Raw genomic sequence first — 16013 nt, 5'->3', positions numbered from 1 at the left:
ACTGCATGGTAGCGTGTGGGAAAGTAGGTCGCCGCCAAGGAATATTTCAAAAGCCCTCAGTCAAACGACTGAGGGCTTTTTGCGTTGCGGACGGGGGAGATACCCGCGCTTGGGGGCGGGGCGCTCGGGGAATGGGTTGCTCTCGTTTATTCCTTGGGGGCCCCTTTGCTCTGATCGCAAAAGCCTTACGGCTGTCCGAAACCGGCGAGAATTGAATTTGCGGAATCAATGGCGGTAACAATCGCCCCGGCCGGGTTCGAGCTGACGATGATTCCCTTGGCAATATCCAACAGTGAACCAACCAGTGCCAAGTATTTCGTCACAGTCTGCACACTGGCCACTGTATCATTTATTTGCTTTGTGGTCTTGGCCAGCTGCCCCGCTTGAATCGTCAGATTCTCAACACGAACTCCGGCGCTTATTCCATTGAGCCGGCTTATCGTGTCGAGCAGTTCCAGGTACCGCAGCTTGGCCGTTTGGTATTCTCCTTTGTCCTTGAGTTCACTCATGTTTTCATTCATCAGCGAGAGCAGTTTGTCTCGCTCCGTCTCTGCGGATTCCAGGATTTTTTCGATTTCCTGGAGAGATATTTCAGTCGTCATGGCGACCTCCTAAGTTAGTTGACCACCTGCAGGGTACGAAGACTGGGGAGAACCTCTGCATAGTAGGTATCGACTATGGCTCTGATGTAGTCGGAGTCGAGATCTTCCAGATGGTCGTAAATCTCCTTGAACGTTTCACGTGACTTCGTGAGGGCCTCCGCCGTCCGCTGGCACCTTGTTATTGCCTCTTCCACTCCCGAGACCTTCTTTTCGTAGTCCTGGCGGTACAGAACCTTAATAGTCTCAAGTTCCCCCGCGGAAACAGCGAGTTTCTTGCTTCGTATTTTTTCATCAAGCTCGTCCAATCTCGTCGTATAGTACGCGAACTCAAATGCGCTTCTCTGGTTCTTTAATTCGGTAACGCAGTTCTTCCCTATCAAGCCTTCCAATTGGACAAAGGTCTGATTCGCTATCGAATAGGATTCCCGGATATAATTTTTGAGCATATGCTTTTGATATGCCATCGTTCCCAGTTGGATAATGGAATCCGCAAGGGAAAATACGGCGTCGACTTTCGCGCTGCTCTTTTCGAATATCAACTGGCCGCTTGAGCCCGTAGCCGTCTTGAGTTTGGCCTTGAGTTCCTGGACGGTCCCCCCGTGTTTGTACAGCGAGTCCGAAGACAGCACCGCCAGCGCTTTGAAGTATTCGGTGAGAACGGTGATGGCGGTGCGAGTTCCCTCGACAGAGGTCTTGTGCACGGCGCATTTCATGTTGACGCGATATGCAATGTATTCTTTGGATTTATTGGTCTCCTCCAGAGGGACAAGGATCTGCTGGGTTTTGAGGCAGGCTTCGTTAAGGAATCCGATGGAAGCTTGGGATTGCTCCGTCGCAGCTATGGAAATGGTCGAAAAATCCCTCACCGCCTGCAACTTCGGCCCGCAGCCCGCAAGGGCCACGGCCAGCATGGTCAGTAGAATGGCTATGCGTTTCATGACTGGCCTCCTTCCGCTTGCTTTTCCTGCTCGGCCTCGGGTTTGGTTAGAATGGCCTCCGCGATCTTTTTCAGCTTGGACACGGTCTGGTCCGTGAACATGCCGACGATGCCGCCCACGGCCACGTAGAAGATGATGCCCGCACCCGCGTCGGCACTGTTCGTGGCGTCGCCCAGGCCCGCCCGCAGGACCATGTAGAAGAGCAGGGCGAGAATGGAGCCGCTGAAGGGGCGCAGGAACATCTTGATGGCGTCGGCCTGGCCGAAGTCGCCGTCTATGACGTGGAAGTAGGTTGAGCGGATGGCGTGGATCAGGCCGCCGAATGCGCCGCTGGCCATGACCGCAGGCACGGCCAGGGAGTCCGGGATGACGATGACGGGTTTTTTCCCGATGGTCACGACCTTGGCGATGAGCGGGTGATCCGTTCCCACCGTGCCTACCACGTTCTTCATGAGGTCGAGAGTTTCAGGCTGTTCCGCCTGGCCTTGGGCGGCCTGCGTCGCCGTTTGTGTTGCGGCCGCCTTGATTGAGGCTGTTTCGGCCAGATGGGCCGCCACACCTTGGGAAATGGCATCCTGGATGATCGCCCACATATAGGTGAACCAGCAGGCCAGCACGAAGAAGATGATGAAGTAGTAGATGGTCAGCCCGATGATCACCCGTTTTCCGGCAGGGCATCCCGCCAGTGCGCACGGCAGTTCGATGGTCATGTTCACCTCCCTACGGAATCTTGTTCAGGGCTTCGCCCGGAGTCGCGGCGTCGAACCAGTCGAAGTACTTGTTGGCGCACTTCTCGCCGCTCTGAACCAGTTCATCCACCTTTGCCCGCGACAGGTCGAAGTCGCAGGTCTTCACGTCCAAGGCGTCGATGAACACCGTCCGGTGCCAGTCGTTCTGGTGCAGGTGGGCCTTGTTGGCCATGTCCAGCATGAAGTTGAGAATTGCCTTCGCGTAGTCGACGATGTTCTCGATCTTCACCGGAGGCATGTCCGCCCGGTGTTTCATGGCCTTGATCTCGTCCATGTTGTCCACCCTCAAGCCCAGGGTCTGCTTGTTGTAGACCTGGTCGTCCCATTTGGTGGTGGGATAGGCGACCTCGTCAAAGAGCTCGGGCCTGGAAAGATCGGTGATGAAGTCCCGCCTGTCGTACATGTCCAGCGGGTAGTTCCAGCTCACGCCGCCGTCGACCAGCACGCCTTCGGATTCGTCCCTGTATGCCCCGAAAAAGAGGGGGATGCTCATGGAGATGCGCGCGGCCTCCCAGATCGGCATGTCCGGGGAGTTCACGGCGTTGTAGACCACGGCCTTCTGCCGGTTCAGGTTGGTGCCCACCATGGACAAGTCCCGATATGTTTGCGGAGAACTGGTGGACAGCATCCACAATTCGCTGAAGGTCAGGTCGGCATTGCCGGTCAACAGCTGAATCTGGTCGCGCATCCATTCGCTGAATTTTTTCCCTTTGAACAGGCCGTATTTGTGCAGCAGTTGGTGCGTGTTCAGTCCCAGCAGCCAGTAGTGGTCCATGAACTCACGGAAATCGGTACCGCCCACGATTTCCTTGACCTTTTGCCAATCCGCGCCCATGGCAACCAGTGCGGCGGAAATGGCCCCGGCGGATGTGCCGGCCACCCGCCGGATGTGGGGCATGACGCCACGCTCCTCAAGCACCTTCAAGGCCCCTGCATAGGCGATGCCCTTGACCCCGCCGCCTTCAAAACAGAGATTCACGAATTGCGACATGACCCCTCCTTCGCTCGCGGCATGCGCAGGAAAAACAGATTTTACGATAGGTACTAAGGGCGATGCCATTATGTCGTAGGAAGAGCTATCCTCAAAAGTCAATGAGACTCGGCGGAAAATAACGGTTGTTGCATTTAGGCCACACCGGGGCCGGATTCCCGGGCGGGGTGATCCGGGTCTTGACGAAACCGCGTTCTGGCTTCAAGCTGCGGCCAACCCAACGACAAGGAGACACCATTCATATGTTCACCCGCGCCATAACCCGCCGCCCCGGTCCCGAGATGGTCGACGGCATCACTTCCCAGAATCTCGGCAAGCCGGACTTCGAGCTGGCCCTGAAACAGCACGACGTCTACTGCCGGACCTTGTCCGGACTGGGGCTGGACGTGACCGTGCTCGACGCCGAGCCCGGGTTCCCGGACTGCTGCTTCGTGGAGGACACCGCCGTGGTCTGCGCGGAGGTGGCCGTGCTCACCCCGCTGGGCGCGCCGTCGCGCCAGGGAGAGCAGCTGACCATCGAGCCGGAGCTGGCCAAGCACAAGCCCGTGGTCAGAATCCTCCCGCCCGCGCTCATCGAAGGCGGCGACGTGCTCCTGGTGGACAAGACCTTCTTCGTGGGCCTGTCCGACCGGACCAATGCCGCCGGGGCCGCCGCCCTGGCCGACGCGGTCAGGCCGCACGGCTACGACACCGTGACCATCGCCTGCTGTCCCAGCCTGCATTTCAAGACCGACGTGAACTACATCGGCAACGACACCATCCTGGTCTCGCCCTGCTGCGACTCACTGCCCGAGCTCGCCCGCTTCAAGCGCGTGGTGGTCGAAGACGACGAGGCGTACGCCCGCAACTGCCTGTACATAAACGGCACGGTCATCGTGCCAGACGGGTTTCCCAAGACCCTGGCCCAGGTGCAGGCCACCGGCGTCGAGACCACGGTCATCGACGTCTCCGAGTTCCGCAAGCTGGACGGCGGGCTGACCTGTCTGTCCCTGCGCTTCTAGACGGCGTCCGGCCTCGAAAAACGGCAATACGAAAGCCCCGGCTCCAAGGAGCCGGGGCTTTTTGTATCTCCCTCCGCGATGCCGCCAAACGGCCGCGAAGGGCGGTGTCGGGACCGGGGGAAGTGGAGAGGAGGATCCTCCCCCGGTCCGGGATGGGGCTTAGTACTCGGTCACGGGCTTGGGCAGGGTGAAGAGCCACAGTTGGGGGCGGGTGCCGGTGTTGGTGAACTCGATGTGGGTGCTCACGGGCTTGCCCTTGTATTTGACCTGGCCCGAGGCGTCCACGGTATAGGCGGCGGCCTTGGTCACCGGCTTGCCGTCGGCGTCGTTGACCGGGTCCACGACCTTGAAGGTGAAGCCGAAGTCGTTGTCCGAGGTCACGGCAATAGTGCGCTGGTCTGGCAGCATGGCCACGCCCTCGGCCTTGGCGGGCTTCCAGCCGTACTCCTTGATGTCCAGGAGCCTGGTCTTGGCCACGTACTGCACGCCCAGGGCCTCGACCTCGCCCTTGTCGGCCACGGTTTCGAGCTCCTTGCCGTCCTTGGCCTTAATGTTCGAGATGTCGGTGGCGTGGGCCAGGTCGATGAGATAGATGGGGATGCGGCCCTTGCCGTCGGCATTCTTGCCCCGTTCCACCAGCAGGAATTGGGTGTCGGACACGGCGTGCAGGTCGCCGATCATGGCGTGGGCGGACTGGGCGTAGTTCCGGATGTCATGCGGGTAGGCGTACTGCTTGACCGCGCCGGTGGCCGGGTCGAGGAGCACCAGGCGGAGGAAGGTGGCCTTGGACTTCTTGATGTTGCCGTCCACGTCGCACACGGACTGGATGGCGGCCAGAACCTTGCCGCTCGGGGTCACGGCGATGCCCTCCATGCCCCGGTTGGGCTGGCGGGTGGTCACGATCATGGGCAGTTCCTTGCCCGGCTCGTATTTCTTGACGATCTTGCCGGTGTAGCCGTCGATCTTGGCGATGAACGGGCCGTACTCGTCGCAGATCCACAGGTAGCGCTTGTCCTTGCTGTCGATGGCGATGCCCTCGGTGTCGAGCCCCTCGGGGTCGAAGGCCAGCTTCTTCAGGGAGTCGTCCAGGGGGACTTCGCCGGTGGCGCCCACGGAGCCGAGGGGGATGGCCCGGCCGGAAACGGCCCGGCCCCTGGCGTCCTTGATGGTGATCAGGGAAGAGAGCACGGCGTGGCCGTCCTTGACCCGGACGGCCCCGAAGGAGGGCGCGAAGTCGGGGGCCGGGAACATCTTGCTGGGCGTGGCCTTGCCGTTCAGCTCGTATTTCGGCGCGTCGGCGTTGGGGCCCCGGTCGGTGATGGCGTAGAACACGCGCGCGCCGTCGGCGGCGCGGCCCACGTAGGTCATGCCCGAGCCCACGCCGATGGTGAACCCGTCGGGGAACTGGGCGGCGTAGCGGCCGGTGTAGGGCACCATGAATTTCTTGGGAACCTCGATGTCGTATTTTTCCACGGTGACGTCCCCGGCCCAGGCGGTCTGGACGGCGGACAAGAGCAGTAAAGCGGTCAGAAAGAGATAGCGCAGCATGGAGTGCCTCCTGATAAATTTCTCATCTTATAGGTAAGATGCATGAAACAGTTGTTTCGGAAGGGTGGCATTTCTGTAACGGATGGCGGCGGACGAAAAACAGAGAGGGCGGCCCGTTGCAGCGGGTCGCCCTCTTTAACTTCAATAGGGTTGTATCCGTTACTGGAACAGCTTCTTGAACGGGTTGACGGGCTTGTCCGTGGTCTTGGAGTCGCCGGTGGAGCCGGACGGCCTGGAGCCGCCGAGGAGGTCCTTCTTGAGAGTCTCCTCAATGCCCTTGGCGCCCTGCTTGAAGGTGCCCTTGAACAGGGCCTCGCCCATGGCCTTGAGGTCCAGCGAGATGGACGGGTCGTCCAGGCTGCCCTTGACGTGGATGGGCAGGGGCAGCCCCTTGAGGTCTTCCACGGACTGGCCGTCCTGGCCTTCCAGGGTGCCGACCACGGTGACCGTGGCGGTGTAGTCCGTGGTGTTCTCGGGCAGGTCGGCCCAGCCCTGGCCGGTGACGCGCAGCAGCGGGGACTTCATGAGCAGGTCCTTGTTGACGATGTGCCCGTTGGTCAGGGTGGCGGAGCCGAGCAGTTCGGCGAAGTCGGTCTTGGCCGGTTCGTCGCCGGATACGGCCTTGCCCTTGAGACGGTTCCAGCCGTCGCGGAGCATCTTGGCCACGTTCACGCCGTTGACGGCCCCGTCGGTGAAGGCGAAGGACGCGGTGCCGGTGACGGACTTCTTGATGTTGTCCGGGGTCAGTCCGGCTCCCTTGAGGTCGAACTGGGCGTTGGTGGTGCCGGTCAGGTGCTCCTTGCCGGTCAGGTCCTTGAGCAGCGGCCCAGCCTGGACGTTCTTGACCTGTCCCTTCTTGGACCAGGCGGCCACGGCCTTGTTGGCGTCCAGGGAGCCCTGGGCGGTGTACTCGCCGTCATAGAGCTTCAGGGACACCGGGTCGGCGGTGACCAGGCCGTTCCTGGCGGTCACGACGGCCAGGATGTCGGAGATGGTCAGGTTCATGGCCTTGAGCTTGCCCACGGTCAGCCGGGCTTTGACGTCCAGGGTCTTGAGCGCGCTCAGGTCGGGCTCCTGGGCCGGGGCGGCCTGGGTGGAGGCGGCGGGCTCGGCCGGGGCGGCCTTGGATTCGGACTTGGGCGGCAGGTAGCGGTCCGCGTCGATATCGTCCACGTTGACGTCGAGGGTCACGGCCGGCTTCTTGAAGTTCTTGACCGTGCCCTCGGCGGTGATCAGGGTCTGGTCGAGCTTGAGGGTCAGGGACTCCAGGGAGGCCTCGGTGTCCGAACCGTTGACCTTGAGGTCGGCGGTCAGGTTCTCGAGGACCTTGGGGTCGCTGGTCTCGGGCGGGGTCATGCCGAGCTGCTTCATGAGCTCGCGCACCGAGGCCTGGGCCAGCTTGATCTCGGCGGAGAACGAGGTGTCGCCGTTCTTGCTCTTGGCGAAGAGCAGGCCGGTCAGTTGGAGGTTGAGCAGGGAGAGCCTCATGTCGTCGACCTCGACGCTCCCGGCCTCCCGGTCGAATTTGGCGAAGCCGGTCAGGACCGGACGGGTGTCCACCTTGGGGTTGTCGAGCTTGAGGTTGAACTTGAGTTCGAAGGGGAAGCGGATCTTGTCGCCGACCTCGCCGATGACGAGACTCAGGTCGTTGACCGAGGTCTTGGCGCCCGCCTGCATGTCGTCGTAGACGATGTTGGCGCCCGTGATCTCCACGCCCTGCACGGACAGGGACCCGGCCCGGCCGGGCTTGGCGGACTTCCCGGCCCCGGTGTCCGTCTCGGCCTCGGCGGAGCCGGAATCGCCGCCCTTGGTCAGGTCGTCCCAGTTGGTCACGCCCTGCTTGTTCTTGGCCAGGTTGAGCGTCAGGCCGTCCAGGACCACGGTGCCCACGGCCACGTCGCCCGAGAGCAGGGGCAGCAGCCGGATGGAGGCCTCGGCGCGCTGGATGCGCACCATTTCCTCCGGCGCGAAGCCGGGGGCGTTGCCGAGCGCCATGGGGCCGACCTTGAGCCCCAGCCAGGGGAAGAAGTTGAAGGAGATGTCGCCCTCGAACTTGAGTTCGCGGCCGGTCTCATCCCTGACCGCCTTGGATATCTGGGCCTTGTAGTCGTTGGGATTGACGACCAGCACCAGGACGATGCAGGCCGCGATGAACAGGGCCGCCAGGGCCCCGACGACGATCAGTCCGATCTTGAGAGGCTTGTTCATGATTCTGCTCCTAGAATACCTTTTTCAGGAGTTCGCTGGTCACGGCGATGTCGCCCGAGCGGACGTCCTGTTCGGTCTTGGCCATGTACAGGAACATGGAGTCCAAGGTCTTGTTGGTGAGATAGTTCACCGGGTCGAAGTCCGTGCCGGTCAGGGCGGAGAGCTTCCGCACGGCGCTTACAGCCGAGCCCGCTCCGGTCTTTTCCAGGGCGGCCCGGATCAGCGGGGCCGCGTTTTCGGCCAGCCCCGTCCGCGCACTTTCCTCGAAATAGCTGGTCACCGCGTCGCTCTTGCCGGAGAGCAGCCCGGACGGGTCGGCGAATTCCATGGTTTTGATGGTCTTCTGGAACAGCTCGCCGATGGCCGGAACGGCCGCCTCGGCCGCCGAGTTCAGGTTGGCCAGCAGGTCCGGAGCCACGGTCTCGGCAACCTTCCGGTAGCTGTCCGGAAGGGACAGGGAAGTGGCCGCCAGCTTGGAGAAGCCGCCGTCCTTGGACAGGGATTCCACGGCGGAATCCGCGCCCATGGAGAGCAGTTCGCGGAAGGCGCCTTCGATCTGGGAGGGGGTCACGGACAGCCCCGCGGCCTTGGCTCCGGCGTCACCGGCGGCCTTGAGGGCGTCGCCCCACCCCGCGGACGCGGGCGCGGCGGCCCAAGGCAGGGCCAGCACCAGCAGCAGGGGAAGAATGTGAGGAACGGGATATCGGGCGGACATGGTCTGCTCCTGTTTGCATAGGGGAATGGGCATTCTGGGAGAATACCACGGGGCGACCGGTCTGCCTAGGGGGCAAGGCGGATTTTGGCGATACCGTATGGGTGGAGGCGGGCGCGACGGCGCGGCCGCAGACGCCGGAAAACGGCCCAGGGCGAGCCGGGCGTGAGCGGCGGTTGGCCGTGTCCGCCCGTTGTTACGCCCGGTCCCGGCTCTGCATGGCCAGGCCCTTGATCAGGCCGAAGCATCCGGCGAGCATCATGTCGCCGCCCGGTGAGGGGAACTCCACGTCGTACCCTTCGAGCATGGCCCGGCGCGGGCCGATGACGAAGGTGGGCGCGAACCCGTCCGCCTCGGCGGGCAGGTCCAGGCAGAGGCAGCCGTGGCCCTTTTCGTCGAAGACCTGCTCGAAGGAGAGGCAGCCGTTGCGGAAGGCGGCCAGGTCGGTCCACAGCTTCTCGCCGTCCACGCACCCGGTGTGCTGTTCGTACACACCGTGGATGCGTCCGGCGTAGAGCAGGAAGGCGATGAGATGGGAGTTGCCGATGTTGACCAGGGTGATGCCGCGCTCGAAACTCAGCCGCTCGATCTCGTCCACGTAGAGCGCGCCGAGCACGGCGGCCGCGCCGGTGTCGGCCACGGGGCCGCCGCCGATGTCCCGTTGCAGGTCGGCAAGGCGGGTGAGCATGGCGGGCGGGTTTTGGTAGACCAGGGCCTCGGGGCGGCCTTCACCGTCGTGGAGCATGGACTGCCACAGCTTGAAGCGGCCCATGCGGTTGGACTGGCCGGGGTGGAAGCCGTGGTCTTGGGCGCAGGCCGCGACGTGGTCCGGCCAGGGCAGTTCGGCGGCGTCCAGGAAGCGGCGCCACCACGCCTCGTCGAAATCGGTCAGCCGGACCGGGGTGAACCCGTCCGGGCACTCGTCGGCCAGGGGGATGCCCATGTCCGTCACCCGGGCCAGGTCGTCGGCCATGGTGTAGGCCGCGCCCTCGCTGGCGGCCACCTTGAGCCCGGCCTTGAGGTGCCCGTTGATGAACCGGGTCACGCCGCCGCCCATGTTGCTGCCGTGCAGCCAGATGGGTTCGCCCCGCATGCGCAGGGCCTCGATGCGGCGGCCGATCTGCAGGGCCGGGGAGGGGATGACGAACTTGGGACAGTTCTCGATCTCCCTGTCCGGGGAGTAGAGCAGCACGTCCTGGGTGCCGCTGCCGATGTCGAGGCAGAGTGTGGTTGTCACTGGGGTTCTCCTTGGATGTCCGGCCTTGGTACACCGCGCGCAGGGCCAAGGCAAGGGGGCGCGTTTTTCCCGCCGGGTTGACACCTGGACGGTCGGGCGTCATGGTGCGGCATGCCCGTCAGAGTCTTCCTGTACGTTCTCCTGGGACTGACCCTGTTCACCCTGCTGCGCTACGGCATCTTCCTGCTGTCCAACGCGCTGGCCGGGCGGCTCGGCCTCATCCGCGAGGAAGCGGGCGGTCTGGGCTCGGCCGTGGCGCGCGGCGTGGTCACAGCCATGGCCGCCGACGTGGTCGCCCTGCCGAGCATCATCTTCCTGGCCCTGCCGGAGCGGCCCGCCTCGCCCACGGGCACGCCCGTGCTCATGGTCCACGGCCTGTACCACAACCGCACGGCCTGGCTGATCTTCGCCCGCAGGCTCCGCCGGGCCGGATTCGGGAACCTGCACACCTTCGGCTACAACAGCTTCACCAAGGACTTCGACCAGGCCCTGGCCGGGCTCAAGGCACGGCTCGACGCGCTTCTGGCCGCCTCCCCGGACGGCAAGGTCATCCTTATCGGCCACAGCCTGGGCGGGCTGCTCTGCCGCTGCGCATCGGGCGACCCCCGGTTCAGCGACCGGGTGGCCGCGCTGGTCACCCTGGGCTCGCCCCACGGCGGCAGCGAACTGGCCTGGCTCGGCGGCAACCGCATGGCCAGGGGCCTCATTCCCGGCCGGACCATCCCCGAGGCCGTGGCCGAAGCCCCCGACCCGGACTGTCCCAAGCTGGCCGTCTACACCGTGGCCGACGACTACGTCATCCCGCTGGACCTGCTGCGCACGGGCCGCCCCGGCTGGGACGAGCGCATCTGCGCGCCCATGGGCCACGTCTGGATGCTCTATTCCCCCGAGGTGGCCGACATGGTCACCGATTTCCTGCGTCCGCTGCGATGCCCGGAGGCGGGTGTCAAGGCGGGCGCGGAGCCGGTTTAGGTCCCGGAAGCAAACCAGCCGAGAATTTTGCGCTTGGAAATAAAAAAGGGGCCTCGCAAGAGCAAGACGTTTTCCATATATGTTGACAAAAACGCCTGAAATCAATCGTAACCCACTGTTTGCTTTGGCGAACAGGGGGTTCTTCTTATGGGTAAAATATTTTCCCAGGTTGCCTAATCAGCAGATACTACTTTGAATTGCCTGTTAGGTGTGTTGCGTAGGCCGATAATCTTCCCCAGTCCCAACGCATATTCAATACCCATTTGCTGTCTCCTTATTTTGAAATCAAAGTTGCTTTTATATAGGCTCATGAGGCATGGTTGCAGACATGAAAGAGCCGAATAAAATTAGCAATTGGTTCACGATTAAACGGTTTGCGTGGTACTGGTGGCGCGATAAGCAGAAACGCCGTCTTGCCCGGGCATGGACGTGGGCCAAAGAAACCCTCAGGCACCCGCTTGTGGTAGCGACATACATCTGCATACTCAGCGCAGCATTGGCTGTCGTTGTTTGGACCATGACAGAGGGGCAAAGAAGTAGCCTTCCACCATGATCAACCATATCTCACGAGCAAGATAAAGTGCCTAACGAAAGAGCCCCAATATTTGGGGCTCTTTCTTCAACATTTATGGAAAACGTCTTGCTCGCAAGAGGCCCCTTTTTTGTTGATTTACTTCGGATGCTAGCCGGTGACTTCCAGGATTTTGGCCTTGAGGTCGTCCGGCTTGAACGGCTTGGTGATGAAGGCGGACACGCCGGTCTTGGAGGCCAGTCCCTGCTGGGAGGCCTCGGACTCGGTGGTGACCATGATGATGGGCACGCCCTCCATGCCGGGGGTGGAGCGGATCTTGCCGACCAGCTCCATGCCGTCCATGATCGGCATGTTCATGTCCGTGATGATGACCTCGAACGATTCGCCCTGTTCGATGAACTCGTAGGCCTCCTCGCCGTTGGCGGCCACGAACGGCTCGAAGCCGAGGTCCGTGAGGATGGCCCGGTGCATGGCGCACATGGAGCGGGAGTCATCGGCGGCCAGGGCCTTGCGCGTGCCCACGGTCAGGGCCGGCAGCCGGTCCAGGTCCTGTTCCGCGCGGATGCCGCCGATCTCGGCCAGGGCATCCCGGAACTCCTCCACGATCTCCGGGTCGCGGGACTCGGCCAGGGCGTCCACGAGGATGTCCCCCGCGCCCTGGTTTTCGTACAGGTGGTCGAAAATGCTGATGGCCCGCGAGTTGATGACGGCCTTGGCCAGTCGGAAGGACTGTTCGTCGGCCGCCGAGATGAGCTTGGTCAGGGCGGCGATCATGCCTGAATTGATGTGCTGCTCCAGTCCGCCGATGACGGCCATGAGGATCAGCTCGTCGGTCTCGGACAGCCCGTCCACCAAGCAGATAATGCCTTTCATGGTGCCGATGCGGCCCAGGGCCTCGTACACGGCGTAGCGGACGTTCGAGTCGTCGGCCTGGCCCTTGTCGAAGGCGGCCACCAGCCCGTCCGCGCCGGCGCGGTCGCGCAAGAAGCCCAGCACGTTGGCGGCCAGGATCTTGGTGTCAGTGTCCCCGGTCTCGAAGGCGCCGAGCAGCATGGGGATGCAGAAGGAGCCCACGTTGATCAGCGCGTCGGTGATGATCCGGCGCACCGTGGGGTTCTTGTGGTGCAGAGTCTTGACCAGGAAGGAGATGGTGTCCTCGGTGGCGTTGCGGGCCAGTCCGTCCACGGCCTTCCAGGTGGTGATGTCGCAGACCTCGAAGCGGTCGTCCGCCTCGCTCTCGATGATGATCTTCTTGAATTCCTCGATGGACTGGGGGTCGCCCAGCTTGCCCAGGGCCTCGATGCACGAGGACTGGATGAACGGGTCCTCGTGGTCCAGGAACTGCCGGAACACGGGCATGGCGGCCTTGTCGCCGATGCGCGCCAGCGAGGTCAGGATCTCCATCAGCCGGTCGAGGTCCTTCTCGGCCAGGGCCAGATCGACCAGCGGCTGCACCGCGCCCTTGAGGCCGTATTCCCCGGCCACCCGGATGCATAAAATGTTGAAACCCTCGTGCGCGTCCTTGAGCCCCTCGATGACCTTGTCCTCGTTGCTGGACAGGACCGCGTTCAGGGCGTTGACCACCATATAGTCTATGGACGTATCGCCGACCGGGTTCTTGAGCAGGTCGATCAGGCCGGGCAGGGCCTCGGAATCCTTGCTGCCGGAAATTTCATTGAGGATCGTGATCTGATCCAGAAATTCCTTTTCCCTGAAGTTCTCTAGTGGTGACATGGCTTCTCCGCGTGTTGATTGGAAGGCTGCGGCCTACTCGAAGCAGAACTCGATGGTGAAACCCCCGTCCTTGGTCTTGAAGGGGATGGCCATGATCGGGGCCTTTGCCATGTGGGAGATGGTGTGGTTGTCTCCCATGACCACGGTGGGCGTGGAACCCTGGAATACGAGCCCGCGCTCCGCCAGGCCCGCGCGCGCCTGGCCGGAGATCATGTTCGTCAATTCGCCCACGGCGTCCTTGACGTCCTGCATGATGTCGTCGATCTCGTCGCCGAGCATGTTCTTGACGATGGCCACGGCGCATCCCTTGGAAAAGGAAAGGGAAACACTGCCGTTCTTCTCGCCGGTGATGCCGACCATGCCGGACACGTCGCCGGCGGCAACGTTGTTTCGCTTCACGTAGGGTTTGCCCACCTCGGGTCTGATGAATGCCATGGTGGACAAGACATCTATGGCGGCTTTGATGAAGGGCTTGGCCAGTTCGACGTCCATGCTCTATCTCCTTAAAAAAGTGAGGGTCTTTGTATCAGTTTTCAAGTTTGCTCCAATTATCCGCAATAAATGGAGAAGACCTGTGTGTATCCGCTAAACGCGCACGCGGCGGCAAAACACCGCCTTGCCAGTACGTACCCGAGGATGAGTTAGCGGGTCAAGGTGTGTATAATATTAATAATACCTCGCCGGGAATTTTCTTGCCCCGGCCCGGCGGCCCCCGCGCCGGACCTCCCCGGCGGCGGTCTCGGCCCGGAGGGCGCAACCGCGCGCCCGGACGGGGGGCGAAGCGCCTCCGGCCCATGCCCTCGGCCCTCCCGGCGCCCTTGACACGGCTCACGTCCATTCATACATAGAAACCAACTACAACAGGAAGCGTGAACCGTGAGCAGTTACAAGATTCATCCGATCGTCATGGGCACCAAGGTCTTCGACAAGGGCATGATGACCTACCAGCACGATTACGGCACCCCGTACACCATCCCCATCTATACCTGGTACATAGAGGGCGGCGACAAGAACATCCTGGTCGACACCGGCGAAATGCAGCCGATCATCTCCGAGGACCGCGAAAAGGCCATCGGCGGCAAGATATATACCTTTGAGGAAGGGCTGGCCAAGTACGGCCTCAAGCCCGAGGACATCGACATCATCATCCACACCCACCTGCACAACGACCACTGCGAGAACGACTACAAGTGTCCGAACGCGACCATCTACGTGCATGAGAAGGAGATGGAGTCGGTCTACAATCCGCATCCGCTCGACTTCCGCTACCTGGAGGACTACGTGGACGACGCGAAGGAGAACGGCCAGATCGTGACCGTGGACAAGGACACCGAGGTCCTGCCCGGCATCACCATGATCCACACCCCGGCCCACACCCCGGGCGGCATGTCCGTGAAGATCGAGACCGAAAAGGGCTCGGTGCTCATCTGCGGTTTCTGCACCATCCTCGAAAACCTGGACCCGCCCAAGGAGGTCCGGGCCATGGAGATGGAGGTCATCCCCCCGGGCACCAACACCGGTCCCTACGAGGCCTACGACATCCTGCTCAAGGCCCGCGACATGGCCGACTACGTCCTGCCCCTCCATGAGCCAAAATGGGCATCCATGGAGACCATCCCCGAATAGTTCGAGCGGGGGGCATCCCATGCGGAAGCCCCCCGTTTTCCTTGCCATAACGACGCATCGGGGCGTACCGTCCGGGCATGTCCCCCGTCATTCTCGCCATCCTGCCCATCTTCGGGCTCATTCTCACCGGCTTCATCCTGTACCGACTCGACTTTCCCGGCGTGGGATTCTGGCCCGTGTCCGAACGGCTGACCTATTACGTGCTCTTCCCGGCCATGCTCGTCAGCGGCTTGTCCGGGCGGCAGTTCGACGCCTCGTCCCTGGGGCTCTCCCTTACCCTGGTGGGGGCGGTCTGCCTCCTGGGCGCGTTCCTGGTCTTCACCCGGACCCTGTTCCACCTGGACGGCCCGGTCTTCACCTCGGTCTTCCAGGGGGCCATCCGCCCCAACACCTACGTGGGGCTGTCCGCCGCGGCCGGGCTGCTCGGCCCGGACTGGATGGCCCTGTCCGCCGTGGCCCTGCTGACCCTCATCCCCCTGGTCAACGTGCTCTGCGTCCTGGTCCTGTCCCGCCACGGCAGGCACGGCGGCGGCCTGGGCCGGGTGGGACTCGAACTGATCAAGAACCCGCTCATCCTGGCCTGCGTGGTCGGCATGGCCCTCAGCGCGCTCGACCTGTCCCTGCCCGGCGTGCTCACGGACCTGCTGTCCATCCTGGGCAAGGCCGCGCTGCCGCTGGGCCTGCTCGCCGTGGGCGCGGGCCTGCGCTTTACCGGCATCGGCGCGTCCACCCTGCCCGTGGCCCTGGCCTCCCTGGCCCACCTCGTGGCCCTGCCCCTGGCCGCCTACGGCTGCGCCCGCCTGCTGGGCGTGGGCGGCCCGACCGTGACCACCGCGCTCATCTACACCGCCATCCCGGTCTCGGTCTCCGCCTTCATCCTCGCCCGCCAAATGGGCGGCGACCACGAGGTCATGGCCCTGATCATCACCGCCCAGACCGTCCTCTCCGCCCTGACCATGCCCCTCATCCTCGCCCTGCTGGGCTAGGAAGACGCCTCCGGCGGCCAGGGGGGAAGGGGGAGAGAGGGCACCCTTTGGAAAACGGCATTATGTAGGAGCCGCACAAGCCTTGCGTTGAAGTGAAGCATGCCCCCGTCATACGATGGGGGCATGCCTATGAGAACCCGAACATCCCCGGCCATGGTGGCCCTGGCCCGCAAGAAA

Annotated in this window: 14 protein-coding genes; 4 read left to right on the top strand and 10 right to left on the bottom strand. The window is 62.8% G+C overall.

The features are described from left to right. Window positions 1-185 precede the first annotated feature (185 nt). From AB6M95_RS17405 to AB6M95_RS17390, 4 genes are read right to left on the bottom strand one after another with little or no spacing between them, the layout of a single operon-like run. Window positions 186-602, bottom strand: a complete 417-nt coding sequence (locus tag AB6M95_RS17405) for a hypothetical protein (RefSeq protein WP_371388019.1) — start codon at window positions 600-602, stop codon at window positions 186-188. A gap of 14 nt (window positions 603-616) precedes the next feature. Next, entirely contained in the window at window positions 617-1540 is a 924-nt protein-coding gene (locus AB6M95_RS17400) for a hypothetical protein (protein ID WP_371388018.1), read from the bottom strand. Then, window positions 1537-2250, bottom strand: coding sequence for a hypothetical protein (locus tag AB6M95_RS17395; protein ID WP_371388017.1), 714 nt, complete (start codon window positions 2248-2250; stop codon window positions 1537-1539). The genes AB6M95_RS17400 and AB6M95_RS17395 overlap by 4 nt, the downstream gene beginning before the upstream one ends. A 10-nt stretch (window positions 2251-2260) precedes the next feature. Continuing rightward, a complete protein-coding gene (locus tag AB6M95_RS17390; protein ID WP_371388016.1) occupies window positions 2261-3280 on the bottom strand; it encodes a patatin-like phospholipase family protein in 1020 nt (339 codons plus the stop codon). A 242-nt stretch (window positions 3281-3522) separates the two neighbouring features. On the opposite strand from AB6M95_RS17390, the gene AB6M95_RS17385 reads away from it, so the two are divergent. Continuing rightward, the gene (locus tag AB6M95_RS17385) at window positions 3523-4281 is read left to right on the top strand and encodes a dimethylarginine dimethylaminohydrolase family protein (protein ID WP_371388015.1); all 759 of its coding nucleotides are present in this window, start codon (window positions 3523-3525) and stop codon (window positions 4279-4281) included. Window positions 4282-4440: 159 nt separating this feature from the next. On the opposite strand, the gene AB6M95_RS17380 is transcribed toward AB6M95_RS17385, so the two are convergent. The 4 genes from AB6M95_RS17380 to AB6M95_RS17365 form a co-directional block, all read right to left on the bottom strand. Next, window positions 4441-5829, bottom strand: coding sequence for an esterase-like activity of phytase family protein (locus tag AB6M95_RS17380; RefSeq protein WP_371388014.1), 1389 nt, complete (start codon window positions 5827-5829; stop codon window positions 4441-4443). 159 nt (window positions 5830-5988) lie between these two features. Then, the gene (locus AB6M95_RS17375; RefSeq protein ID WP_371388013.1) at window positions 5989-8037 is read right to left on the bottom strand and encodes an AsmA family protein; all 2049 of its coding nucleotides are present in this window, start codon (window positions 8035-8037) and stop codon (window positions 5989-5991) included. Window positions 8038-8047: 10 nt separating this feature from the next. Beyond that, window positions 8048-8752 (bottom strand): DUF4197 domain-containing protein, encoded by a 705-nt coding sequence (locus AB6M95_RS17370; RefSeq protein WP_371388012.1) that lies wholly within the window; start codon window positions 8750-8752, stop codon window positions 8048-8050. A gap of 193 nt (window positions 8753-8945) precedes the next feature. Beyond that, a complete protein-coding gene (locus AB6M95_RS17365) occupies window positions 8946-9986 on the bottom strand; it encodes a DUF1786 domain-containing protein (protein WP_371388011.1) in 1041 nt (346 codons plus the stop codon). Window positions 9987-10097: 111 nt separating this feature from the next. On the opposite strand from AB6M95_RS17365, the gene AB6M95_RS17360 reads away from it, so the two are divergent. Next, window positions 10098-10958 (top strand): esterase/lipase family protein, encoded by an 861-nt coding sequence (locus AB6M95_RS17360; protein WP_371388010.1) that lies wholly within the window; start codon window positions 10098-10100, stop codon window positions 10956-10958. A 682-nt stretch (window positions 10959-11640) separates the two neighbouring features. Here the strand turns inward: AB6M95_RS17360 and AB6M95_RS17355 are convergent. Both AB6M95_RS17355 and AB6M95_RS17350 read right to left on the bottom strand, forming a co-directional pair. After that, window positions 11641-13224, bottom strand: coding sequence for a HEAT repeat domain-containing protein (locus tag AB6M95_RS17355; protein ID WP_371388009.1), 1584 nt, complete (start codon window positions 13222-13224; stop codon window positions 11641-11643). A gap of 33 nt (window positions 13225-13257) precedes the next feature. Then, window positions 13258-13716 carry a chemotaxis protein CheX gene (locus AB6M95_RS17350; protein ID WP_371388008.1) on the bottom strand — a complete coding sequence of 153 codons (459 nt, stop codon included), beginning with the start codon at window positions 13714-13716 and terminating at the stop codon, window positions 13258-13260. A 384-nt stretch (window positions 13717-14100) separates the two neighbouring features. Here AB6M95_RS17350 and AB6M95_RS17345 point away from each other — a divergent pair, with 384 nt between their 5' ends. Further along, window positions 14101-14850 carry an N-acyl homoserine lactonase family protein gene (locus AB6M95_RS17345; RefSeq protein WP_371388007.1) on the top strand — a complete coding sequence of 250 codons (750 nt, stop codon included), beginning with the start codon at window positions 14101-14103 and terminating at the stop codon, window positions 14848-14850. Between the two features lie 77 nt (window positions 14851-14927). Beyond that, complete coding sequence (locus AB6M95_RS17340) at window positions 14928-15836, top strand: AEC family transporter (RefSeq protein WP_371388006.1); 909 nt, start codon at window positions 14928-14930, stop codon at window positions 15834-15836. The last annotated feature ends 177 nt before the right edge of the window (window positions 15837-16013 follow it).

The organism is Pseudodesulfovibrio karagichevae, from assembly GCF_041414475.1.
GTDB lineage: Bacteria > Desulfobacterota > Desulfovibrionia > Desulfovibrionales > Desulfovibrionaceae > Pseudodesulfovibrio > Pseudodesulfovibrio karagichevae.
The sequence above is the reverse complement of the archived record's forward strand: the minus strand, read 5'-3'. Positions and strand labels throughout refer to the sequence as shown.